We start from the raw sequence: 22,617 nt of genomic DNA, 5'->3' as shown, positions 1-22,617 counted from the left end.
TGCATAAAGACTATCGAAAAATTGAATTAAAAAATCATTCATTTAAAAATGAATGATTCTTTTATGATGGTCGTAACAGTACAAACTTTAACTATATCTCCAAACGTTGAGTGATCGTTTGAATTCTGCTTTTAAAACTACGAGCTAATCCAAAGAAAATAAGCATTAACAATAACATGATGGCTGAGAACACCATTAATATCATCTTGACGACTTCTGAAATTAGTCGTGCCTGATTTGCCCGATGATCTATCGCTTTTGCCCAAGGAGTAATAGATTGACCATAAACTTGTTGCTGCATTGACCATAACTGCTCTGCATTAAAACCATATTCGACAAACTGTTTTTCATTTCTTTCAGCTTGCGCAAGTCGAGCTAAATATGCAGTTGCTAGCTTGGTATCTTCAGGTTTGTGAATCAAGGCCACTTGCGCAAGGACGTAGGCTTGAGTCACTGGATTGACCTGTTGTTCAGTCATGATGACAGCAATCTGACTTTCGTGAATCGATTTATCATAATGACTTAATTGATATTGTTGTTCCAATGACTCATCATTCAAGTCATATTGAACATAGGTCAAACCTGACCAAATTAAGATGACAGCAATTAACCAACCAACCAACTTAAGCACAAATGATTGAAAGCGCACATAGAAAAAACGTATTTTCTTTAAAAAATGAACAATAAAAAAAGCACCAATGACTGAGCTAAATACTTTTACAATGAACCAACCTAACCAAGATATCAAATTAAAAAAATAGTCAGGCTGATGTTGGTACACGTTTACGACTTCATCTAAACTATGTGGCAAATGAAGCTGCTGAACAGTTTCACTCATGCCCATAAAACCATAAATCATGTCCTGATGAATAAAAAGCGACACGACTGAAATGATGAATACACTGGTACTCAAAAATCCCCATAAATTAAGTATGCGATTTCGTTTGTACAATTCGGGCAATCTTTTCTTAATCTCAGTCTGCGCCACAAGATATTCATTGGTTTTATTCAAATTTAAACCTCAAGAAATTAGTGTTTTAGCTGATTTTGACTCGAATCCAAAACAAGTTGTTGAAGATTTCCTTGCAAAGCCTTAATACGGATTGATGCCTCTTCACGTTTTTGCATCCCTTCTTTCTGAATACTAATAACATCATTCACTGTTTTAATGAGGGTATTTTGAACATGTTCAAGTGTTTCAATGTCAATCACTGAACGTTGATTTGCTCGAGCAGTATCGACTGAATTCTGGTGTAATAAATCTGCATTCCGTTTAAGTAACTCATTCGTCGCATCATCAATAGTATTAGCCAATTGGACGCTATTTTTTTGTTCCTGTAATGAAATCGCTAAACTAATTTGATTTTTCCAAGCAGGAAGCGTGATATTTTTTATCGCATAAAACTTATCCACCAACATTGAATTATTTGATTGAATAATTCGAATCATCGGTAATGTCTGCATCGCAGATTGTTGCAATACCTGTAAATCACTCACTCTTTTTTCCAAATTGTTTGCTAAGTGATTTAAGTCGTAGATTTTTTGATTGGTTTGCGCATCTTGTTCTAGCGTACTCAATTCAGCTATTTGCTCTTGAACTTCTTGTTGTTTAATTTTCCCTGCAGCAATATAAACCCCTAATTGTTTATATTCATCCTGCACACCATCAAACATACGATCCAATGTATTTACACGGTCTTTTAAACCTTGTTGAGAGGTTTCAATTTCTTTAACTAAAGCATCTATTTGTTCTTTAGTGGAATTGAACTTTTGATCAAAGCTCTGCTTCGCACCTTTAAATCGATTTATGATACTGCCCAAGAAGCCTGAACTTTTAGCAGGGCTTAAAATACTGTTTGTATTGAGCTGTTGAGCCACTGTAACAACTTCATTTAACTTTTGACCTGTTGCATCCAAATCTTTATTTTTAACTAGATCCAGTAATTCATCCGTATAAGTCGCTGTTTTAGTCGCGATATTTTTCCCATATTCAGCAACCGTAGCATGATTCATATCAGCTAGTTCTTGGTGAACTGATTCGACTGCTGCAAGGTCTGACGTCGTCAACCCAATTTCTTTTAAATCTAACTTGGAAAACTTTTCCTCCGTAGAGATTAAGCTTAAGGATTCATTTTTCTTTTGAATTGGAAAATCAGACATAACACACCTTATTCTTTAATTAGTGATTTTTTTAAAGATCGAATCAGTTGTTCGCGACTTTGATCTAACTTGTCAATATCGACTGCGCCATTTTTAATTTGAGTTTGCTCAAGATGATATTGCCAAGCTGGGATTAATACTTGCTGCGCTTCACGAAAACGATCCGTCAGAGTTAATGAAAGTTGTTGAGTCAATTGCATTTGCATGAGAGAAATATCATTGTTTGCTTGTACCGACTCTAATGTTTGTATTTTTTTAGCCAATCGCTCCTCAAAGTTATCAAGTGGATGGCGATGATGAGAAAAATCTGTGTATTCTGTTAAAAATTGTCTTGCTGCTTGAATGTAGCGCGCCATTTGCTCTCTTAAACCAACTGCTTGCTGAAATCGAGAACTAGACTTTTGGATTTCAATGTGAATACGTTGGGACAGCTGATCAGCATCTAGAATGAGTCTATCTAAATCACGAATATAAGAAATTTGACCCGCACCGAACTCTAAATCCAGACCTAACCACTTTTGGAGAGCATTAAATTTTTTTTGTTTTAATTTCTTTTTGGATTGATTCAATTTTTGAATAATATCTGAAATTGTTTCGCTTAATTTTTTATTTAAAGTGGGGTCTATACCTACCAATAGAGCATTTTGTGCCTGCACAATATGTTCAGCATATAAATTAAGTTTAGAGGAATCAGTCAATAAAGGAACAAGATCATGCCTCTTAATTGAGAGCAAATCCGAAGGATTAACTTCAATTTGATTTAAGGGTATAAGCTCATTAAAAGATGACATTGGTGTAATTTAAGAAAGTGATCAGCAATCTTCAAATGTAGCAATAAACTGTTCAAAATATACTAATTTTTTGCAAAATATTACACAAAATCAAACACAAAAAAAAGCCAGCAAATGCTGGCTTTTTTATTAATGAGGTTTAGATTTTCTCATTCTAAGCCAACTTAAACCAATGAGTCCTAAAAGCCCAAACCCACCTAGGCTACCCCCTCCACTCGTACGAGAACTTACAGGCCCTGTTTCCGTATTTAGAACAGCTAATGTTCCCTCACCTGATGAAGCGCCGTCTGCGTCCAATACTGAGTACTTAAGATCATAGGAAAAGACATCCAAATTATTGTTCAACTGAACTCGAATGTTTCCACCATAGCACTTTTTAAAACGGTCATTAGCACATGGCTCTACCCGATCTGCGATAATTGAAACGGGATTCGGTACTCTTGCAAAATAAATTGATACCTCATCCCCATTAGCATTATGGTAAAACTCCTTTTTATTTGGAGGATTGATTGCATTTCTGTTGCCATCACCAGCATCACTCGCTTCAGCCAGTAAATTTACACTGATTTGAGTCGATTTTTTTGGATTGATTGTATATTCCACACGTTCAGGAACAGTTGGCACGATATTGATAAAATTACCAATTAAATATGCACTTGATGTTTTTTTACTGTCGCTTTTTGAAGTAAGCGTATATGTACAGAATTCAGAGTCTCCACTCGGTGTTATGCGACCATCTGTTCTATACATCACTATCTGCTTAAGCTGCGGTTTCCACTCACATTTCAACCGATCATCAAACTTACCTAAGAATGTTTTATCGATATCTAATTTCCCAACTCCCACAACCTCAACTTTGACATCATAATTATCAACATTAAGATGCTCAATTTTTCGGACCTTACCATCAGGAGAAACAAATTCATCCGGTAAATTCAATTTAAATGGATCGAACAAAATTGGACGATATTGATTAAGATTATTTAACTCATTCAAAAATGCTTTTTGATCGGTGAGCTCCTTATTATAATAATCAATCACTTCTTCTTTGGTTTCAGGATCGGCAATAGCTTCTTCGAATGCTTTAATTCTATTCTCAGTTGATTGCTTTATCTGAACCAGTGATTCATTTGCTTTACTTAAATTGGAAACAGTCAACTTTAATGTTTCTATCGCACCAATATCGCAAGTATTGGGAGTCGCATCTAAACTGTTGAGCGAGTCCAATCCAATCCGATTAATACCTCGTTGATCAAGCAGCGAACAACCATCAGTACCAAAATCAACTAAATCTGTACCACTAGAATTAATCTTCGGAAAAAAGACAGGATGAAAGTTAGTATTCTCATCATTAACTGGTAACGATGTTGAAAACAGATCATTGATACTCAATTGACTAACATCAAGACTATTTTTTTGTGCATTTTCTGACGCTTTTGCTGGTAGATCACAGTCTATAGATGGATTACTCAGTGGAATAGCATTTGCCAATAATTCAATACCTGCTGACTCAACTTGGCTCACATCACCGTGACTATATATACAGGCTTTAGCCTGATTAAAACCTATCACATTATGATTTAAGGCTTTTGCACCTGTATTTCCATACCAAAGCACAGATCGCGCGGTATTCGCGATAATCGTATTACTATCGAGCTTCAAAATAGAATTGGGACTCAAATTTATTTGACCCCCATCTGTTAAACGATCACTAAATTGAAAAATTTGACCTTGTGTAGTATTTAATACATTGGAAGATATTGTATTTGCTTGCAATTGAGTTGTAGGTTCACCACAAAATGAGAATAAACTGTTTGAAGCTGTATTTCCATTTTCGGTAATAGACATACGGGATAAATCAATCTTACGACGTGTGAACACAAGATTATCCAAACAAGACATCGCTATAACAGCGCCTTGTTGAGCTGTATTACCACTCACCCACCCGACCGAATAACTTAAAGAGCTATCACTGTCATTCAAAAATATCGCTCCACCTCTTAATGCAGAAGAGCTAGTGATATTTACATTATATAAATCAGTCTCGCCTCCCAATAGCAAAGCGCCACCGTTGGTAGATGATTTACCATTTCTCAGCTCTATATTTCTTAAACTCAAACTCGGTCGATTTAGATTGGTCGTATTAAAAATTCGATGTGTATTTTGACCATTAATTATAGTTTGAATTTTAGTTTGCGCAGGATAACTATTTGAAATGACATTCGGTTTGGAATAATCGACAGGCTCTTTACCCCTAATAATCACTGAAGAAGTTGGCTGAAGCTCTGCATTCAAGCTATAGGTACCAGCTTCAAGCTGAATAATGTCAGTTTGTACTCGATCCGTATTACCTTTAGCACAACCTCCATAAGCTCGATTAGTCGAAGCAGCCGTCAACGCTTCTCTGAGTGAACACTTTGCATCATTAGTACCGTCTTCATCATCAAAGGTAGTGACATAAATTATTGTATCTTCAGCAGCCATCAAGGACATTGCAGAAAGGACTGCTAAGGTCAAAAAAGCTTTTCTACTTTTCAACATACGATTCCCTTATTATTTTTTTCTACGTATCGCGATTAAAGTCATCAGACCTAATACGGAGATTAGACCTAGCCCCCCACCAGAAGTTTTTACTTTATCGCTTGTATAAGTATCTCTGGGGTCTTGTTTAATGACAGTTGGAATTTCGATATAAGGATTCATTGACTCATTCAATTGACGTGTAGATACAACGACCAAAACTTTAAAATCATCAGTTCCGTGCCAATTCCCTTGAGGCGTATAAGTAAACTCCCCATTTTGGAGTAGTTCTGCTTTACCTTTACTTGGAGAATTATTTTGTTGGATGATCATACAGCCCGCTTGCCATTCTTCTTTTTTGGGATGAGGTCCGACTAAGGCATCACATTGACTAGCAGGTATTAGCTCACCATCTCCTAGAAAATCATTAATATTTAACTTAACAATTTCTCCGTAAAAGATATCCTTGCCAAATCTGCCTGAAGACGTACTTGACTGAATAAGTTCGATTGCGCCTCGATCACACAAAATACGATCCTTACGTGCGTTGCCACGCTGATCAACTGTTTCACATGATGTACCATTTAAATCTGGTCCACGATTAATGATCGGAGAATCTGTTAATTGTCGATAACTAGGCAACACTCTCGGGCGGAAATATCCTAAAGCATAGCCAGAATAGACTTTGAACGGACATAAAATGCCAGATGAATTAACATCACATTCACCTTCTACATCAGTCCCAGCTAATAATGTGCGCTCGCCCAGTTGTTCTGAAGCTGTGCCCTCACAACCAAAACCATATAAATTATTGTTTAAATTTGATTGATCTATTGCAGTCTCTACACGACAGTCTAGATTGCCATTTTTTGCAATTATATTGTTAGTAAGCAATGCCTTCTTAAACGGCGCATTAAAAATCAAGCCAAAATCATTAAAGACCAGCGTATTGTTATTAAGCGCAATACCATCCTTCACATTGATAATATAGCCCTTATTATTAAAAATTGTTGAATTGATCACTTTGGCATAATTGAGATTGGTCACCTTAGTTTCATCTTCACTCAACACTTTATGGCTATAAATTGCGAAACCTTCTGAATCTGTTGTTTTATTACCTTTAATAACAGAAGCACCAATGTCAAAATCAGGAAATTCACTATACAAAACAGCACCTTGTTGTGCTTGATTGTTTTCCAGTAACGAATTAACTAGATTCACTCGCGCGGAACGAATTTTGCTAGTTTCGGATTCAATAAATGATTCAACATTATAAATCGCACCACCAAAATTTGCTTTGCCATTGATAAGATGGCTTTTATCAAATTTTAGCCGTTCATAATTGAGAATTAACCCACCTTTGTCTTTGCATACAGATGCAGTACAACCTTGCAAGGTAATTTCGTAAAATTCCACACCAATTGCAGCATCTCTAATTTCATTATCAGCTTTAGGACGAATTCGCTCAATATGGAAAATTCTATCAGTACCCTTCATTGCTATGACGGCATTTTTTGTACCAGGAATATCGTCAACAATGGTAGTTTCATACTGCGTTCTAAAAACCATCGGTTTAGAGATGCGAACTTGCTCGTTTAGGAGATATTCTTTCGTAGATAAGATAATATTATCTGTGGCATCTTTACCACCACAGCCATTGAGACCTGCTTCAGGTTTACCCTGATTAATATATTCAATTGCTTCACGCAACGAACATTGATCATCATTTTTGGTGATATCTTCAGTGGTCGTAACCACAATATCTGCACTGAATACATGCCCTGTTGCACACAACAATACAAGACCTAAGCCCCGTCTGAGCATTACCATCTCCTTAATTTTTCTTTATTTTTTTAAGTAGCGAACTTTAATTATGTAGCGCTATTTGTCCATTTTGACTAATCTGTCACAAATTTTTAGAATTCTCAATTATTTTTAAGTAAAAAATTGCCGAGTTCAGATAAAGTCTACATTTTGAGTTTTGAATAACATTTAAAAAGCATTTAAGCACTATACTGATCGATGAGCGCGTAGATTTGCTTAAGGGTTGCGTTGGATAGCTTAACTTTTTCACCCTGTAGTAACTTTGATAATTGATCAACCGTTTGTAATAAGGTACTGGTCTGTATCGGGCCATTGGTCAGCAGATAATCAATAATTAAAGGATCAAAATGCACACCTTTACGATCTAACACAGAATGTAATAAGGCATAGCGGTCAGCGTAGGATTGACCTGTTGGCACTTTAACACTCACCGCTTGAGTTAATCTCGACTGAAGATCTGGTAATTCAAGTTTCAATTCAATTGGCGCAGATCTAGATGAAAAGACTAGTTGTCCTCCACCATCATTATTATTATTTATTAAATGAAATACCGCCTTTTGCCAATGCGGTACACCACTAATCGCTTCAATATCGTCTAGAGCGACCAAATCATAGCGATCCAATGAAGTAATCGCCTCAATTGGAGCATCGAGCAATTCTAGCAATGAAACTTTAATTGCAGATTTCCCAACATCTAGATATGAGTCACATATCGCAGTTAATAAGTGACTCTTACCTGTGCCCGCACCGCCATAAAGGTAAAATCGATTCATTAATCCAGCATGAAGTTGGCGAACTGCATCAATGACGGGTCCCCAACCTGGGCCGGAAAAATCACTGATCCGTGCATCAAGTTGAGGTTCTATATCAAGTTGCAGTTGCCGCATAAATGCTTGGTCACCTTAAGGTTCTTTATTTTGTTTCTGCACATCGATTTTTTCAGATGTTGCAATATCTTGTTGATTATTGATTGATTGTGGTTTGAGATCAAGCTCAATATCAACCTGATCGGTTTGGATTGTAATTTCACCACCACCATGATCAGCTACGGCAACAGGTGGCGTACCATAAATTGTACTCCTTTCATAAGTGTCACGTGCATGTCGGAGCAGTACCACGATTACAGCTGCAACAGGTAATGCAATCAACATACCCAAGAAACCAGCCAATTGTGCACCAGCCAATACAGCGAATACGACCGCTACTGGAGAAAGACCAATTTTATCTCCCAATAAGAATGGCTGAAGCACATAACCTTCAACAGCTTGCCCTACCATGAACACCACTGCAACTAAAAGGAGTTGAGTCCAATCCATACCAAATTGGAAGAAAGTTGCGATCACAGCAGCAATAATTCCTACTGCAAATCCTAAATATGGGATGATACTTGCCAAGCCTGCAATCATGCCAATAATCAAACCAACTTCCAGACCAATCAGTTGTAAACCAACAGCATAAACAATCCCCAAAAGGATCATCACGAGGAATTGTCCTTTTACAAATGCACCTAGTACGCTATGGCATTCACCTACGATTTCAAGCGTTGAAGCTTCATAAGGACGTGGAATGAGTCGACGCAAACTATTGAGCATTCGATCCCAATCTAAGAGGAAATAAAATGCAATAATTGGAATCAGTACAATTGTCCCACCAATCTGAATAAAATTCAGACCAGATTGTGCCAATTTGAGTGCCATCGCTTGGATACTGTCAGCACTATAATTGGTTTGAACATACTCCATAACAGCTGCTGAAATCTGATCTACATCTAATTCTAGTGGCACTATATTGAAAGTATCTGATAACCACGGTAAGAAGCTAAAATTTACCCAATGAACTACTTTCGGGATACTAGATTTAGCATACATCAGCTGTTCCCAAATTAATGGAACCAAATACCACATTGCCCATGTGATCACGACACCAATACCAATAAATACCAAACTGATAGACAACCAACGAGGTAAACCTATCTTATGCAATCGATCAACCAATGGACTGAAAAGATAAGCTATTAAAAATGCACCAATAAATGGGATTACGACCGGTTTTAATAAGTATAAAATCCAGAGAAATAAAGCTATCCCTGCAAGGATAAAAACACGGCGTAGGGTACGATCTACCATAGAAACTCGCCTTTTTTAAGATTATTCGTTATGTAAAGGAAAATATTTTAGTAAAGATAACATTTTAGTGCATAAATAACATAAGAGTTTCGTATATTCGGGTTATAATCCCCGCGCGAATGCGGAGACTTCAATATGAGCAACTCAACTTCTACCCCAAACACTGGTTTAAGCTACAAAGATGCAGGTGTCGACATTGAGGCGGGCGACGCGTTAGTCGATCGTATCAAATCTGTCGCTAAACGCACGACTCGTCCTGAAGTAATGGGCGGTCTTGGTGGCTTCGGTGCACTTTGTAAAATTCCTAAAGGTTATGAAGAACCTGTTCTCGTATCTGGCACAGACGGTGTTGGTACAAAATTACGTTTAGCATTGAATTTAAACCGTCATGACACAATTGGTCAGGATTTGGTTGCAATGTGTGTGAACGATTTACTTGTCTGTGGTGCTGAACCACTCTTCTTCCTTGATTATTACGCAACTGGTCACCTCAATGTTGATGTCGCAGCAAATGTAGTGACAGGTATCGGTCAAGGTTGTGAACTTGCTGGATGTGCGTTGGTCGGTGGTGAAACTGCTGAAATGCCAGGCATGTATGAAGGTGAAGATTACGATTTAGCTGGTTTCTGTGTAGGTGTTGTAGAACAAAGTAAAATTATTGATGGCTCTAAAGTTAAAGCTGGTGATGTATTAGTTGGTGTTGCTTCAAGCGGCGCACACTCTAACGGCTACTCTCTTCTTCGTAAAATTTTAGATGTAAAAAATGTTGATTTAACTCAAATTGTTGATGGTCGTCCACTTGCTGATGTTGCAATGGAGCCAACTCGTATCTACGTTAAACCTATTTTAGAGCTTCTCAAACAGGTTGATGTTCACGCGATGGCACACATCACAGGTGGCGGTTTACCAGGTAACTTACCTCGCGTATTACCAAATGGTGCCCAAGCTGTAGTAAACGAATCTTCTTGGGAATGGCCTGAGCTGTTCAAACTTCTTCAACGTGAAGGTGGTGTAGAACAATTTGAAATGTACCGCACATTCAACTGTGGCGTAGGTATGGTTCTAGTTGTTGATGCTGCTGAAGCTGATAAAACAGTTGAATTCTTAAATCAACTCGGTGAAAAAGCATGGACAATGGGCCACATTGTTGACAATGCTGAATCTGTCGAAGGTGCAGACGAAAAAATTCGTGTGATCTTCGCTTAATCAGTTTATTGTTAAAACATGATTAAAATTGCTGTTTTAGTATCAGGTAACGGATCAAACCTACAAGCATTAATTGATGCAAACCTTTCAGGTCAAATTGTCGGTGTGATCTCAAATAAACCTGATGCTTACGCACTTGAGCGTGCTACTCATGCCAACATTGCAACTGCAGTGATTGAACACAAAAACTTCCCAGACCGTGAAACGTTTGATGATGTTATGCATCAGCAACTGCTCGACTGGGAAGCTGATCTTGTAGTTTTAGCGGGCTTTATGCGTATTTTAAGTGCTAAGTTCGTTAAAGCATGGGAGGGTAAAATGATCAATATCCACCCTTCTCTACTACCAAATTACAAAGGAATGCATACACATCAACGTGTATTAAATACTGGTGATTTATGGCATGGATGTACAGTACATTATGTCACTGCAGAACTAGATGCAGGTCAAGCACTTGCTCAAGGCGTACTCAAAGTGTCGCACCATGATAATGTTGCATCTTTAGCTGATCGTGTACATCAACTTGAACATTTAATTTATCCTCAAGTTGTAGAATGGATTTGTAATCAAACCATTCAAGTCACATCCGAAGGCGTGCACTATAAAAATCAAATTTTGAAAGATCCAATACAGTTCTGTCATATTTGATTTAAAAAACGCAGCTTAGGCTGCGTTTTTTAGTGGCGTCAAAATAGTTTTTAAATGCGCAGCCAATTGCTCAGGATGTTCAAGTGGGAACATGTGTCCACCTTCAAAAATACTAAAAGGCACACCAAACTTTTTCCTCACTTTATGAGGGAATTTACGTGCTAAGAATGGACCTTCAGAAGCAACAATTAATTGACTTGGAACTTTGAGCTTAGGTTGAGGCAGCCACCATAATGAAGGATTGGTTCTAAAAATATCCACTTCAATAGATTTTGGAATCGCCAACTCAACGCCGCCACGCGTTGGATCTTCAACTAATGCAAATTGAATATAGTCATTAAAACATTGCTCATCAAATGCTGCATATAGGGCTTTTGGTCGAAGTAATGTTGCAGCTTGCTCTCGACTATCCCAATGATCACGTCGACGTTTAGACAATGCCGCTGGTGACATTTGATCCACTGCTTTTAACTTCAAAGACTTTGCAATATGCATAGCAAATGATTCTAGCCCCATAATAAGAGGTGGATCGAGAAGAATAGTTTGACTAAAAAGTTCTGGGCATTTCAAAGCAGCTTTGAACGTCAAAACTCCTCCTAAGGAGTGCCCGATACCAATCACTTTACGACCATGGGATTTCTGAACAATATTATCAATCACTTGCTGTGTCATACTTTCCCAGTGTTGATCTACAGGATAACGTTGATCAACACCAAGATTGGTCGTATAAATCACATCGAATTGATCAGACAAAGCATCAAAAAATTTTTGATAAACTTTCGATGGAACCCCGTTGGCATGAGCAAAATGGATCAATGGTTTCATTGGATTCGATTCACCTGCTCAGATTGAATCTGCTTGGAAATTGAAGAAGCAAAACCTTGACCAAATTCACTTCCAAGTCGCCCAAGCACAGAATCAAAGGGGCTACGTTGAATAGTATAATCTACCGTTTTTTCGACTTTTAATTCGCGTTTCAGTGTGTGAATACTGCCAATCCGATCTGCGATACCGAGCTTCACAGCCTGCTCACCAGTCCAAAACAAACCTGAAAATATAGCAGGATCTTGCGATTTCAATTTATTGCCACGACCTTTTTTAACTGCATCAATAAAATGTTGATGAACATTATCCAATACACCTTGTACGTGTGCACGTTGTGCAGGATCAACTGGTTGTGTCATCGACAATAATGCTTTGTTCTCACCTGAAGTCATGGTGCGATCTTCAACGCCAAGTTTTTGCATCAAACCACTCACTCCATAGTTTGGCATAATGACGCCAATTGAGCCGACTAAACTTGATGGATTAACAATAATTTCATCCGCTGCAGACGCTATGTAATAAGCACCTGAAGCACCTGTGTCACCAATTAATGCATAAAGTTTTTTATCTTTATAAACCGACTTTAAATATTGGATCTCTTGCCAAATTTCATCAGACTGAACTGGAGATCCACCCGGAGAGTTAATATTTAAAACAACAGCTTGCGATTGCTTGCTTTCAAATGCTTTTTTCAAACCTTTGATCGTATCTGCACTATTCACACTTTGCTGGTCTGCAGCAATCGTTCCTACAATATCGACTGTAGCAATATGCTGTGATGACACCGCACTATCAGTGGAAGTCGTTGAACAACTTTTCCCCATGACCAAAACTATAAACAACAGATATGCGAAAGTAAGAAATTTAAAAAAGATTCCCCAACGTCTTGCACGTCTCTGTTCTTCTACAGATGCGAGAACAGCTTTTTCTAAAATTTGCCATTCTTTTCCGTTCGGTTGGTTATTTGGTTTTTGATTTTCATTTTGTGGTTCAGGCGGCCAAGCGGACATACATACCATCCAAATTAAATTTAAGCTGACATTATATACAAGGAATGAGGTCAAACTATTTATAAGTCAAGATTTAACATATAATAAACCCAAATCACAATATTCTATGAACTTACCAAATTTTGAATCTAATGCCTGAAACCAAAACATCGACCACAACCCGCCTGTTAAATTTCTTCAGTCGCCGTCCGATTCGTTTTTCTCGTTTTTTTGCAAAAATGCTTGCAGGGCTGATTAATACGCTAAAAATTACAAAAACTACGAATACCATCCGCCTCAATATCGACATTTGCTTACCGCATCTTTCTGATGAAGAAAAACATTTAGTGACTCGTGCAGCGGTAAGAAACGAACTTCAATCTTATATGGAATTTTTTAGTATTTGGGGAAGCTCAAACGAAACCAATATTTCACGAATACGCAATGTCACTGGTGCTGAATATTTTCATGAAGCAATGGCTGAAAAGAAAGGTATTATTTTACTCGCACCACATTTTGGTACATGGGAAGTCATGAATGCGTGGTTCGCACAATATACTAAGATGACCATCATGTATAAACCCATCAAGAATGAAGAAGCAGATCAATTTGTGCGCCAGGCTCGTAGTCGAGAACAAGCAACTTTAGTCCCTACAGATGAGAGTGGTATAAGACAAATTTTTAAAGCCCTTAAATTAGGGGGGACAACTGTGATTCTTCCAGATCACAATCCTAAACACGGTGGTGAAATGATCGATTATTTTGGCATACCACTCGAGTCCAGTAATTTAAGTGCCAAACTCATCCAAAAAACTAAAGCCAAAGGCCTTTTGGTCTATGCAATTCGCAATGAAACTGAAGATTTTGATGTATTTATTGAACCAATGGATGCTTCGATTTATGAAGGCACTCCCGCTGACGGAACGTTAGTAATTCACCGTGCAATAGAAAGCCTGATTCATCGTTATCCTGAACATGCTCATTGGAGCTATAAACGTTTCCGTGCAAATCCTGATCTACATAACATTTATCGTATCCCTGCAGAACAAGCCAGAGCAAAAATAGAACAAGTTAGAAAAGCAAGTTAATCTATGGGGTTATTCCGAGTTAACCATGCTTTTTGATCTCGATGATATCGAAATTGTACATCTCCGTTTTTATCGAAGGTCATTCGAATGCTGCCCTTCGATTGGGTATCGAGTAGCGGAATATTAAGCGCTTTTAAGCGCTCTTTGACAACAGGATGTGGATGATTATAGCGGTTATCAAAACCAGCCGATGCAATGGCAATTTTAGGTTTGGTATTTTTTAAAAAGTCGTAAGATGAACTATGTCGACTGCCATGGTGTCCTAAGATTAAAATATCTACTCTAAGTTCAGGATACTGCTTTAAAATACGATACTCTGTCTCCCACCCTGCATCCCCCATAATCAGAATATGCTTAAAATCGTTAGCATAGGGTAATGTCAGATACATTACGCACGAAAGCTCATTACGATTTTGACTGACAAAATTTAATTGTGATTCAACTGGTGAAAGAAATTGTATATTGATCTTACCCAATTGTACCTGTTGATGCTGTCGACAATAATCAAATTCAACATACTGAAACCTATCATCTTTTTCATTTGAGATAACTTGATCAATTTGTATATGTTTTCCAATAGTGCGGTATGCTCCAGCATGATCTTGATCAAGATGACTGATAAAAACTTGATCTAATTTTGATATGCCACGTTGAATTAAGAAAGGGACAACTACATTTTCTCCGATACTAAATGTATTCTCATCAAAGCTCCCGCCTGTATCAACTAAAGCAGTTTTCCCTGATGACTGTAAGAGTATGGACTGCCCCTGCCCTATGTCCAAAATTTCAATGATATCGTATCCATCATCACGTTTAGGCATCAGCAATGCCACACCTAATACGGGTATCCATAATCGAGGGATTACATTCTTTGGCATAAAGAACATGAATACTGCCAAAACGAGCAATAACATTTGTGCTTTCGTTAACGCTACCCATTTCAATGGATTGTCTAATATTGCTCCCAGCTTAGTCAGTAGCACCAAAAGAACCGATATCAATACATCAGCCAGATGAAATAAAAATTGACCAACAAAAGGAATATAGCTAAGACAATAGCCCAGTACTTCCAATGGCACGATCAAGGTCCCAATCATTGGAACAGCAACTAAATTAGCAAATGGCGCAAGTAAAGAAATCTGTTGAAATATCAGTAAAGTGGGTGGTATCAGTGCAATAAATATTTTCCATTGGGATTGCAAAAGTATTTTAAGATACATTTTTGCTTTATCTAGAAAATGATATTTGTTGATTAAAGCAGTGTTTTGCTGTTCATGAGCGATCGTTTGGTATACACGAATCAAAATCAAACATGCGCCGTAAGAAAGCCAAAATGCAGCAGATAAAATACTAAAAGGGTCTAAATAGAGCATTAAGCTCGCACTTATAAGTAATAGCACAAAAGGCTTAATCTTAAATTTGAATAAAATAGCGATACTAATTAGACAAACTGACAATGTAGTTCTTAGTGCAGGAATTTCGAGCCCTGAAAAAAAACTATAAATAATTACCCCACATACGAAAGGGATTAAAAGTAAATATGTTTTGGGAACTTTTAGAAAAATATGAGGACGAAAAATTGATACAAGATACCCCATGAACCACGATAATAAGCCAGCAAAAATTAGAACATGTGGACCTGAAATAGCCAATAAATGCGTAATGCCTAGTTTTTTAAATAATTCTTCTTGTTGCTCCGTCAGTAGACTCTTATCACCTGTGAGTAACGCGACTAGCAAACCCTTATTCCTGAATACTCCCTGTTCGATATCATCCCTAAAAGCTAAACGTGCTTTTTCAATGCTCAGGCTCAATCGTGCGATAAGGCTCCGATGCACATCGGTTGAAGATAAATAACCTTCAGAATATAACACCGCTTCACTTACAGGTACGATCCAATCTACACGCATTGTTCCAGCTATATTTTGCTGCAACAACCATTTCTCTTGATCAAAGACCCCATCTACTGCATAACTATGTGCGGGTCTTAATTTTCCCGTAACTTTATAATAGCGCCCAAGTTCTAATGTCGTATCAAGTTTTGACTCTCGCAAATATAATAATAGCGTTTGAGATTGTCCTTGCTTCTTGTCGATCACTTGCGCACGCTGCTGTATTGATCGACCTTCCTGATCCATTTTCAGCTGATTAATTTTATTGATATAAACAACTATTTCTTTTTCTTCAATATATTGAACACGTTTATCTAAACAATCGTGTAAGGCTGTTTTTGCATGTTGATGCCCCAAAACAAATGTGATCAGACAAATTCCCGTTAGCACAAGCATTCTTGATGATGACTGGACAATACTTGAGGTGTGAGGATAAATGAATCGATCAGGTTGCCTTATTAATCGTAAAAAGTAACCCATGATCAAAATGATACTTGCCATACCCAGCAAGAGAGTTGAATATTCAGCTTCAACCTGAAAGCTGATCGTAGCAACACCAATGATCCAAAAGATGAGAATAAATATTAAAAACATCTAACTTTTATGTTTATTTTTCTTAAATAGATTAAAGCCCACCTAAGTGGGCTTTAACAAGACTGTTAATCGGATTTTGAGCCTATACCCACAATCCATCTTGCATATGCAAAATCTTATCAGCAGTTTGTGCGAGCTGTTCATCATGGGTCACGATGAGCATTGCCATATTAAATTCTTTACGCAGATCGGAAAGCAATTCAAAAATTGTGACGGCAGTTTTACGATCTAAATTTCCAGTAGGCTCATCTGCCATCATCAATTTAGGTTGAGCCACTAAAGCTCGTGCAAGCGCAACGCGTTGTCGCTCACCGCCAGATAACTCACCTGGTTTATGCGTTAAACGATGTGATAAACCCACTTTATTCAACAAATATTCTGCACGTTCTTTTACTTCTTTAAAATTTGCATCTTTACGTAACATCAGCGGCATTGATACATTTTCTAAAGCCGTAAACTCAGGAAGTAAATGGTGAAATTGATACACAAATCCGAGGTGTTCATTACGTAGGAAACCGCGTTCAGCTTCGCCTAAAGTGTCAAAACGCTGCCCATTAAGCATCACTACACCTTCGGACGGACGATCAAGCCCCCCTAATACATGTAACAGCGTACTCTTACCCGAACCACTTGATCCAACAATTGAAACAAATTGTCCTTGCTCAACAACTAAATCCAATCCCTTAATCACTTCAACAGTTGATTTACCATCTGTAAAATGTTTATGAATATTTTTGGCTTCTAAGACAATATTACTCATAGCGTAAAGCCTCTGCTGGTTGAACTTTAGCAGCACGCAGCGCTGGATAAATTGTTGCAAGGAAACTTAGCGCTAGTGATAAGCTAACAATCACCACCACATCTTGCCAACGTAGATACGATGGTAAATAGTTAATGAAATATGCATCGAATAAATTTAGTCCAAAAGCGGTGTTCAGCCAGCCAATAAATCCACTGATGCTCGTTGCAAAGATGATACCTAGTGCTGCTCCTGCCAGTGTTCCTACAACACCAATCACCGTACCCTGTACCATAAAAATCTTAGTGATCGTTGCTGGTGAAGCACCTAAGGTTCTTAAAATAGCAATGTCGGATTTTTTATCAGTAACCACCATCACCAATGAAGATACAATATTAAATGCTGCAACCAAGACAATGAGGAAAAGTAAAAGGCTAACCATTGCTTTTTCCATCTGAATGGCACTAAAGAGATTGCCGTGCGTATAAGTCCAATTTGATGGATAGAAATTGCCTGGTAAATCCATAACAACTTCTTCAGCGACTTGTGGTGCTTTGAAGATATCATCTAGCTTCATACGGATACCTTGTGCACCATCCGGCAGTCTCAACAATGTCGAAGCATCATTTAGCGCGATGTAACCCATCATCGAGTCCACTTCCGCACCAATACTAAAAATACCGACAATTTTAAAACGTTTAAATCTTGGAACAACGCCAGCGGGTGATGGTGTCGCTTCAGGTAATACCAATGTTACATTGTCATTGAGACTTAAACCTAAAGCATCCGTCATCTGCTTGCCCAAAACAATCCCGAACTCACCTTTCTTTAATGAGTTGATGTCGCCTTGAACCATATGATTTTGAATAATAGATACATTTTTTTCATAGTCAGGCTCAATACCCGTGACCATTATCCCTGCAACCTGTCCTTGGGCTGTTAACATCCCCTGCAACTGTGTAAAAGGTGCAACACCCGTCACATGTTCATGTTGGTCTATTTTCTTTGCAAGCTCAGGCCAGTCTGTTAGAATTTGTGTAGAGGAAACAGTCGCTTGAGGTACCATTCCCAAGACACGGTTTTTTAATTCACGATCGAAACCGTTCATTACAGATAACACAGTAATGAGAACAGCGACGCCCAAAGTCAGACCGATCATGGAAACTAAAGCAATAAAAGAAATAAAGTGATTACTTCGCCGTGCGCGAGTGTATCTCAACCCTATATACAGCGAGATCGGTTTAAACATACCATCTAGTCCGAGGTGTTTTAATGGAAAATCTTCAGCATCAAAGTGGCAATATTGAAAGACGCGTCATGTCACGTATTGATGCTGCCTTAAGAATAAATTATCAGATCATCACTAAAGATGTCGCTTTGAATGATCCCTATGATTCAAATTTTGTACTACCGCGCTATTTTCTCTTACTTGCAGAATTAGATCAATTTGATCATGCGCTTATGTACGAATTAGAACAATTAAATCAAAAAGATCAACAAATTGCTCGGATATTATCCTTATTTAATCAAAAATTAAACCTGATTACGGGCTCACTTTACGACTCTATTGTACAAACCATGTTACCAGTACCTACTCAAGTCAATTTGTCTGAAACGGGTTTTAGTTTTTATGCTGAGCAACATATCCCTGAACAAACCTATATACACATCACATTGAGTCACCCTGAAAACGATTTTCATATCGCTGCAACTGCACAAGTTGTCTACAGCAATCAAGAAGAAAATGGGCTGTTTAGAACCGGTGCATATTTTCTAACGTTACATCCCCAAGACAAAGTAAAGTTAACAGAAGCCTTGAAGCATTTAAAAAACTCACAGAATTGCTGAGCATCCAACTTAAGGCTTTAATACTTTTTGTTTAAATTTCTGATTCGCTTCTATATCCCGATAAAAATACATAAACAATCCCAGAAGTAGGATCATTGCTCCCAGTATCATACCTAGCGTTAATTTCTCATGATTAAATGCAGCGCCTACACCAAGTGCTAGAACTGGAGTCATTACATTTGTCAGTGACAATGTCGTCGGTTGGATTTTTTTGACCAAATAGAAATAACAAAACATAGCCACTAATGAAGCCATAACAACAGAATATATGATCGCAAGTAATGACTTCATTGAAGGTAATTCAGTAGGTAAATATTTCCATATAAATGGCACAATTAAACATGCAACAAAGGTAGAAACCAGTATTGAACCTGTCGCCTGTGCCATCGGTGCTACATCAGCATTTATTTTTTTTACCCAAAAAATTGACATTGCGTATGAAAAAACGCTAAGCAACATTAAACCAATTCCAATGGGATGGATATGTTGTGATGATCCAGTAAAACTGATCACTACGAGCCCAGTAATCGCGACGATCATTCCTAACCATTGCAGCTTATGCAAATCTTGTTGAAAGATAAATTTTCCAATAAGCCCTGCCATAATTGGTGCTAATCCAAACATCAGTGCAATCATGCCAGAACTTAGATAATCAGTAGCTACATAAGTAAAAAATTGCGAACCAATCAAGCTAAATGAACCAGCAAAATAACTATGCAATGCAATTGAATTTAATGGAAATTTCACCTTTAAAACAATGAGAAGCAATGCCGCGATAGGCAGTGCCAAGCCTAATCGAATCACCAATGCCCACATTAAATAAATATCTTCTACACTCCACACAATCGCAAGTGGAGTTGTTGCCCAGATGATGACCAATAAGGCATAAATGAGCATAAGTTTAGATTTTTCTGGCATGTGAACTCGATTGATAAGATAAATCAGGCAGTTTTTCTTTTTTGTTTTTGAATCGTTTGATCCAAAGCACTTGAAAATTCACGCTTATCTCTTTCTGAAATTGGCGGTGGTCCACCGGTTTGAACCCCAGCCCCTCTCAAAGTTTCCATGAAATCACGCAAATGTAATCGTGCCTTAATATTAGCTTCTGTCCAAATTTCACCACGTGGATGAATTGCAACGCCACCCTTTTCGATGACTTGAGCTGCTAGAGGAATATCCTGCGTCATGACAATATCATGCTCTTTCATACGTTCGATAATTTCTTTATCAGCTTGATCTGCTCCACTCATCACCTGTATTGAATTAATACGAACGGAAGGAGTTATTCCTACATTTTGATTGGCGACAAAAGTTACTTCGAGTTGATAACGATCAGAAGCTCTTAAAATGACTTCACGCAAAATTTTAGGTAATGCATCAGCATCGACCCAGAGTTTAAATGGCAACACGCCTCTTTCCTTCATTGTCTTACCACGTCATCTTATCAAATTTTACAGATGGCTGGTTTGATATGATGAATATAAAGCGGATCGTTTTTTTATAGTGAGGACCTTCTCTCCATATTATTCAAATACATGAAAAACCTTATTGTTGTCAGTTTAATCAAAATTAAAACTAATTGTTTGTTTGTGCTTAATGTATGAACGATTAAAACTTTTTTTGATACGAAGCTTTTGACAATTGATATGTCTATCCTTAATATACAAGCACCTCGCAACGTCCCTATCGTCTAGAGGCCTAGGACATCGCCCTTTCACGGCGGTAACCGGGGTTCGAATCCCCGTAGGGACGCCATTATCGTTTCATACGATCACTCAATATTCAAAATTACTATTATTTCATTGAAGAATTGTAGTTTTTCACTACAATAACTCGCTTCATATGTTTCGAATTTTCAATCCTATGCACTCATCTCCGAATGATGCTTCGCATCAGGGCAATTCTGCGCCTTTACAACGCGCTATGAGTACTCGACATCTGGTTATGATTTCGCTTGGCGGCGCAATCGGTACTGGACTTTTCTTAGGTTCGGGTGAAGTCATTGCACAAACGGGGCCTGTAGGTGCCATTATTTCTTATATCCTTGGCGGGATTATCGCCTACATGGTTATGCTGTGTTTAGGTGAGCTTGCCGTTCATATGCCTGAGTCTGGTTCGTTTGGTGCTTATGCCAAAAGATATATTGGACCAGGAACAGGCTATACCATCACTTGGTTATATTGGTTAACTTGGTCGGTTACTTTAGGAACTGAGTTTACAGCCGCCGCCCTCCTCATGCAGGAATGGTTCCCAGATAGTTCCATGTGGATGTGGACTATAGTCTTTGGTGTATTCGTATTTGTTTTAAATATGATTTCCACAAAATGGTTCGCAGAATCTGAATTTTGGCTGGCATTAGTTAAAGTTATTACTGTTGTTGCATTTATTCTCTTAGGCCTACTCGCAATTTTTGGCGTAATTGGCTATCAAGGTTACGAAACGGCGCCTTTATTTAGCAATTTAACTGCTCAAGGTTGGTTCCCTGAAGGTCTATTCCCAATTTTTGCTACGATGCTTATCGTAAACTTCGCATTCTCTGGAACAGAATTAATTGGGGTTGCTGCTGGTGAAACTAAAGACCCAGCTAAAAATGTTCCTAAAGCGATTAATACAGCGATTTTTCGTCTGTTGATTTTCTTCGTAGGTACAATCATTGTAGTAACGTCACTTCTTCCACATCAAGAAGCTGGCTTAGCTGCTGAAGGTGTGAGTAGCTCTCCATTTGTGACTGTTTTCCAGCATATTGGTATTCCCTATGCAGAAGATATCATCCGTTTTGTAATTATTACCGCTTTATTATCAGCTGCTAACTCTGGTTTGTTTGCTGCGTCACGCATGATGTGGTCTTTATCTTACAAAAAGCAGCTCCCTGCAGTATTTTCTAGAGTGAATGCACGTGGTATCCCCTATGTTGCAGTGATCGTGACAATGATCGGTGGGTTACCAGGCTTATTGTCAGAACAATTCGCACCTGAGACTATTTTTACCAATTTATTAGGTATTGCTGCGTTTACAATGGTCGTTGTGTGGATGAGTATTTGTTTAAGCCAATTTAATTTCAGACGCGATTGGTATAAGCAAGGGCGCAAAAAAGAAGAGCTGGGCTTTGCTGCTCCATTATTTCCAATTGTCCCAATCTTAGGTTTTGTGTTCTGTTTTATCACATGCTTAAGTATGGTATTTGATCCAAGTATGCGTATTAGCTTTTTCGGGTGCTTAGCGTTCATTGCTGTATGCTATGCCAGTTATTACCTGTTTTATCACGATAAATCTTGATTTTGAAATAGCGACTTCGGTCGCTATTTTTTACTTAGACAGTTCCTATTTTTCCAATGCTTTTCTAATATTTCTTGGAGATTTGATCTAA

19 protein-coding genes and 1 tRNA gene are annotated in these 22,617 nt (G+C 38.0%); 6 read left to right on the top strand and 14 right to left on the bottom strand.

The window, feature by feature from the left end; all coding sequences use genetic code 11:
- Window positions 1-91 precede the first annotated feature (91 nt).
- From AC1M85_RS04970 to cxpE, 7 genes are all read right to left on the bottom strand, one after another.
- A complete protein-coding gene (locus AC1M85_RS04970) occupies window positions 92-1,012 on the bottom strand; it encodes a hypothetical protein (RefSeq protein WP_488213662.1) in 921 nt (306 codons plus the stop codon).
- A gap of 17 nt (window positions 1,013-1,029) precedes the next feature.
- Window positions 1,030-2,160 (bottom strand): toxic anion resistance protein, encoded by a 1,131-nt coding sequence (locus AC1M85_RS04965; RefSeq protein WP_488213661.1) that lies wholly within the window; start codon window positions 2,158-2,160, stop codon window positions 1,030-1,032.
- Window positions 2,161-2,168: 8 nt separating this feature from the next.
- Window positions 2,169-2,951: a tellurium resistance protein gene (locus AC1M85_RS04960; RefSeq protein ID WP_481607610.1), complete on the bottom strand. Its 783-nt coding sequence runs from the start codon at window positions 2,949-2,951 to the stop codon at window positions 2,169-2,171.
- Window positions 2,952-3,080: 129 nt separating this feature from the next.
- The gene (locus tag AC1M85_RS04955; RefSeq protein ID WP_488213660.1) at window positions 3,081-5,492 is read right to left on the bottom strand and encodes a CSLREA domain-containing protein; all 2,412 of its coding nucleotides are present in this window, start codon (window positions 5,490-5,492) and stop codon (window positions 3,081-3,083) included.
- Window positions 5,493-5,504: 12 nt separating this feature from the next.
- Window positions 5,505-7,295, bottom strand: a complete 1,791-nt coding sequence (gene rbtA / locus AC1M85_RS04950) for a rhombotarget A (protein WP_488213659.1) — start codon at window positions 7,293-7,295, stop codon at window positions 5,505-5,507.
- Between the two features lie 179 nt (window positions 7,296-7,474).
- Window positions 7,475-8,182, bottom strand: coding sequence for a DnaA regulatory inactivator Hda (gene hda, locus AC1M85_RS04945; protein WP_035266869.1), 708 nt, complete (start codon window positions 8,180-8,182; stop codon window positions 7,475-7,477).
- A 15-nt stretch (window positions 8,183-8,197) separates the two neighbouring features.
- A complete protein-coding gene (cxpE, locus tag AC1M85_RS04940) occupies window positions 8,198-9,421 on the bottom strand; it encodes a chloramphenicol efflux transporter CxpE (RefSeq protein ID WP_092766788.1) in 1,224 nt (407 codons plus the stop codon).
- Window positions 9,422-9,556: 135 nt separating this feature from the next.
- Between cxpE and purM the strand changes: the two genes are divergently transcribed.
- Together purM and purN are read left to right on the top strand one after the other, a co-directional pair.
- Window positions 9,557-10,627: a phosphoribosylformylglycinamidine cyclo-ligase gene (purM, locus tag AC1M85_RS04935; RefSeq protein ID WP_481586445.1), complete on the top strand. Its 1,071-nt coding sequence runs from the start codon at window positions 9,557-9,559 to the stop codon at window positions 10,625-10,627.
- A gap of 18 nt (window positions 10,628-10,645) precedes the next feature.
- Window positions 10,646-11,275, top strand: coding sequence for a phosphoribosylglycinamide formyltransferase (gene purN, locus AC1M85_RS04930; protein ID WP_092766790.1), 630 nt, complete (start codon window positions 10,646-10,648; stop codon window positions 11,273-11,275).
- A 15-nt stretch (window positions 11,276-11,290) separates the two neighbouring features.
- On the opposite strand, the gene AC1M85_RS04925 is transcribed toward purN, so the two are convergent.
- Window positions 11,291-12,100 carry an alpha/beta fold hydrolase gene (locus AC1M85_RS04925; RefSeq protein WP_481588958.1) on the bottom strand — a complete coding sequence of 270 codons (810 nt, stop codon included), beginning with the start codon at window positions 12,098-12,100 and terminating at the stop codon, window positions 11,291-11,293.
- Window positions 12,097-13,110 (bottom strand): signal peptide peptidase SppA, encoded by a 1,014-nt coding sequence (gene sppA, locus AC1M85_RS04920; RefSeq protein WP_488213658.1) that lies wholly within the window; start codon window positions 13,108-13,110, stop codon window positions 12,097-12,099. Before sppA ends, AC1M85_RS04925 begins: the two co-directional genes overlap by 4 nt.
- 131 nt (window positions 13,111-13,241) lie before the next feature.
- Between sppA and AC1M85_RS04915 the strand changes: the two genes are divergently transcribed.
- Window positions 13,242-14,177, top strand: a complete 936-nt coding sequence (locus AC1M85_RS04915; protein WP_035266859.1) for a lysophospholipid acyltransferase family protein — start codon at window positions 13,242-13,244, stop codon at window positions 14,175-14,177.
- On the opposite strand, the gene AC1M85_RS04910 is transcribed toward AC1M85_RS04915, so the two are convergent.
- The 3 genes from AC1M85_RS04910 to AC1M85_RS04900 all read right to left on the bottom strand — a co-directional run bounded on the left by AC1M85_RS04910 (window position 14,174) and on the right by AC1M85_RS04900 (window position 18,651).
- On the bottom strand, window positions 14,174-16,663 hold the full coding sequence (locus AC1M85_RS04910) for a DNA internalization-related competence protein ComEC/Rec2 (protein ID WP_488213657.1): 2,490 nt from the start codon (window positions 16,661-16,663) through the stop codon (window positions 14,174-14,176). The genes AC1M85_RS04915 and AC1M85_RS04910 overlap by 4 nt on opposite strands.
- A gap of 82 nt (window positions 16,664-16,745) precedes the next feature.
- Window positions 16,746-17,423, bottom strand: a complete 678-nt coding sequence (gene lolD / locus AC1M85_RS04905; protein ID WP_035266856.1) for a lipoprotein-releasing ABC transporter ATP-binding protein LolD — start codon at window positions 17,421-17,423, stop codon at window positions 16,746-16,748.
- Window positions 17,416-18,651 carry a lipoprotein-releasing ABC transporter permease subunit gene (locus AC1M85_RS04900; protein ID WP_035266853.1) on the bottom strand — a complete coding sequence of 412 codons (1,236 nt, stop codon included), beginning with the start codon at window positions 18,649-18,651 and terminating at the stop codon, window positions 17,416-17,418. Before AC1M85_RS04900 ends, lolD begins: the two co-directional genes overlap by 8 nt.
- A 23-nt stretch (window positions 18,652-18,674) precedes the next feature.
- Between AC1M85_RS04900 and AC1M85_RS04895 the strand changes: the two genes are divergently transcribed.
- Window positions 18,675-19,250, top strand: coding sequence for a PilZ domain-containing protein (locus tag AC1M85_RS04895; protein ID WP_488213656.1), 576 nt, complete (start codon window positions 18,675-18,677; stop codon window positions 19,248-19,250).
- Window positions 19,251-19,259: 9 nt separating this feature from the next.
- Here the strand turns inward: AC1M85_RS04895 and AC1M85_RS04890 are convergent, their stop codons facing one another.
- Together AC1M85_RS04890 and AC1M85_RS04885 are read right to left on the bottom strand one after the other, a co-directional pair.
- Entirely contained in the window at window positions 19,260-20,168 is a 909-nt protein-coding gene (locus AC1M85_RS04890; protein ID WP_481588953.1) for a DMT family transporter, read from the bottom strand.
- Between the two features lie 23 nt (window positions 20,169-20,191).
- Complete coding sequence (locus AC1M85_RS04885; RefSeq protein WP_155756969.1) at window positions 20,192-20,674, bottom strand: YaiI/YqxD family protein; 483 nt, start codon at window positions 20,672-20,674, stop codon at window positions 20,192-20,194.
- A gap of 255 nt (window positions 20,675-20,929) precedes the next feature.
- Between AC1M85_RS04885 and AC1M85_RS04880 the strand changes: the two genes are divergently transcribed.
- Window positions 20,930-21,005 (top strand) — tRNA-Glu (locus tag AC1M85_RS04880).
- Window positions 21,006-21,113: 108 nt separating this feature from the next.
- A complete protein-coding gene (locus AC1M85_RS04875; RefSeq protein WP_035266846.1) occupies window positions 21,114-22,526 on the top strand; it encodes an amino acid permease in 1,413 nt (470 codons plus the stop codon).
- The last annotated feature ends 91 nt before the right edge of the window (window positions 22,527-22,617 follow it).

This window comes from Acinetobacter sp. 24-47-64 (genome assembly GCF_057737055.1).
Note: the sequence above shows the minus strand (reverse complement) of the source record. Positions and strands in the feature narration are given on the sequence as shown.

Excerpts from the sequence above, each read along its gene's own strand:
- AC1M85_RS04885 (WP_155756969.1), bottom strand. The coding sequence starts at position 20,674 with ATGAAGGAAAGAGGCGTGTTGCCATTTAAACTCTGGGTCGATGCTGAT.
- AC1M85_RS04925 (WP_481588958.1), bottom strand. The coding sequence starts at position 12,100 with ATGAAACCATTGATCCATTTTGCTCATGCCAACGGGGTTCCATCGAAA.
- lolD (WP_035266856.1), bottom strand. The coding sequence starts at position 17,423 with ATGAGTAATATTGTCTTAGAAGCCAAAAATATTCATAAACATTTTACA.
- AC1M85_RS04910 (WP_488213657.1), bottom strand. The coding sequence starts at position 16,663 with ATGTTTTTAATATTTATTCTCATCTTTTGGATCATTGGTGTTGCTACG.
- rbtA (WP_488213659.1), bottom strand. The coding sequence starts at position 7,295 with ATGCTCAGACGGGGCTTAGGTCTTGTATTGTTGTGTGCAACAGGGCAT.
- AC1M85_RS04890 (WP_481588953.1), bottom strand. The coding sequence starts at position 20,168 with ATGCCAGAAAAATCTAAACTTATGCTCATTTATGCCTTATTGGTCATC.
- hda (WP_035266869.1), bottom strand. The coding sequence starts at position 8,182 with ATGCGGCAACTGCAACTTGATATAGAACCTCAACTTGATGCACGGATC.
- AC1M85_RS04900 (WP_035266853.1), bottom strand. The coding sequence starts at position 18,651 with ATGTTTAAACCGATCTCGCTGTATATAGGGTTGAGATACACTCGCGCA.
- AC1M85_RS04895 (WP_488213656.1), top strand. The coding sequence starts at position 18,675 with ATGGAAAATCTTCAGCATCAAAGTGGCAATATTGAAAGACGCGTCATG.
- AC1M85_RS04955 (WP_488213660.1), bottom strand. The coding sequence starts at position 5,492 with ATGTTGAAAAGTAGAAAAGCTTTTTTGACCTTAGCAGTCCTTTCTGCA.
- purN (WP_092766790.1), top strand. The coding sequence starts at position 10,646 with ATGATTAAAATTGCTGTTTTAGTATCAGGTAACGGATCAAACCTACAA.
- AC1M85_RS04965 (WP_488213661.1), bottom strand. The coding sequence starts at position 2,160 with ATGTCTGATTTTCCAATTCAAAAGAAAAATGAATCCTTAAGCTTAATC.
- AC1M85_RS04960 (WP_481607610.1), bottom strand. The coding sequence starts at position 2,951 with ATGTCATCTTTTAATGAGCTTATACCCTTAAATCAAATTGAAGTTAAT.
- cxpE (WP_092766788.1), bottom strand. The coding sequence starts at position 9,421 with ATGGTAGATCGTACCCTACGCCGTGTTTTTATCCTTGCAGGGATAGCT.
- AC1M85_RS04915 (WP_035266859.1), top strand. The coding sequence starts at position 13,242 with ATGCCTGAAACCAAAACATCGACCACAACCCGCCTGTTAAATTTCTTC.
- sppA (WP_488213658.1), bottom strand. The coding sequence starts at position 13,110 with ATGTCCGCTTGGCCGCCTGAACCACAAAATGAAAATCAAAAACCAAAT.
- purM (WP_481586445.1), top strand. The coding sequence starts at position 9,557 with ATGAGCAACTCAACTTCTACCCCAAACACTGGTTTAAGCTACAAAGAT.
- AC1M85_RS04875 (WP_035266846.1), top strand. The coding sequence starts at position 21,114 with ATGCACTCATCTCCGAATGATGCTTCGCATCAGGGCAATTCTGCGCCT.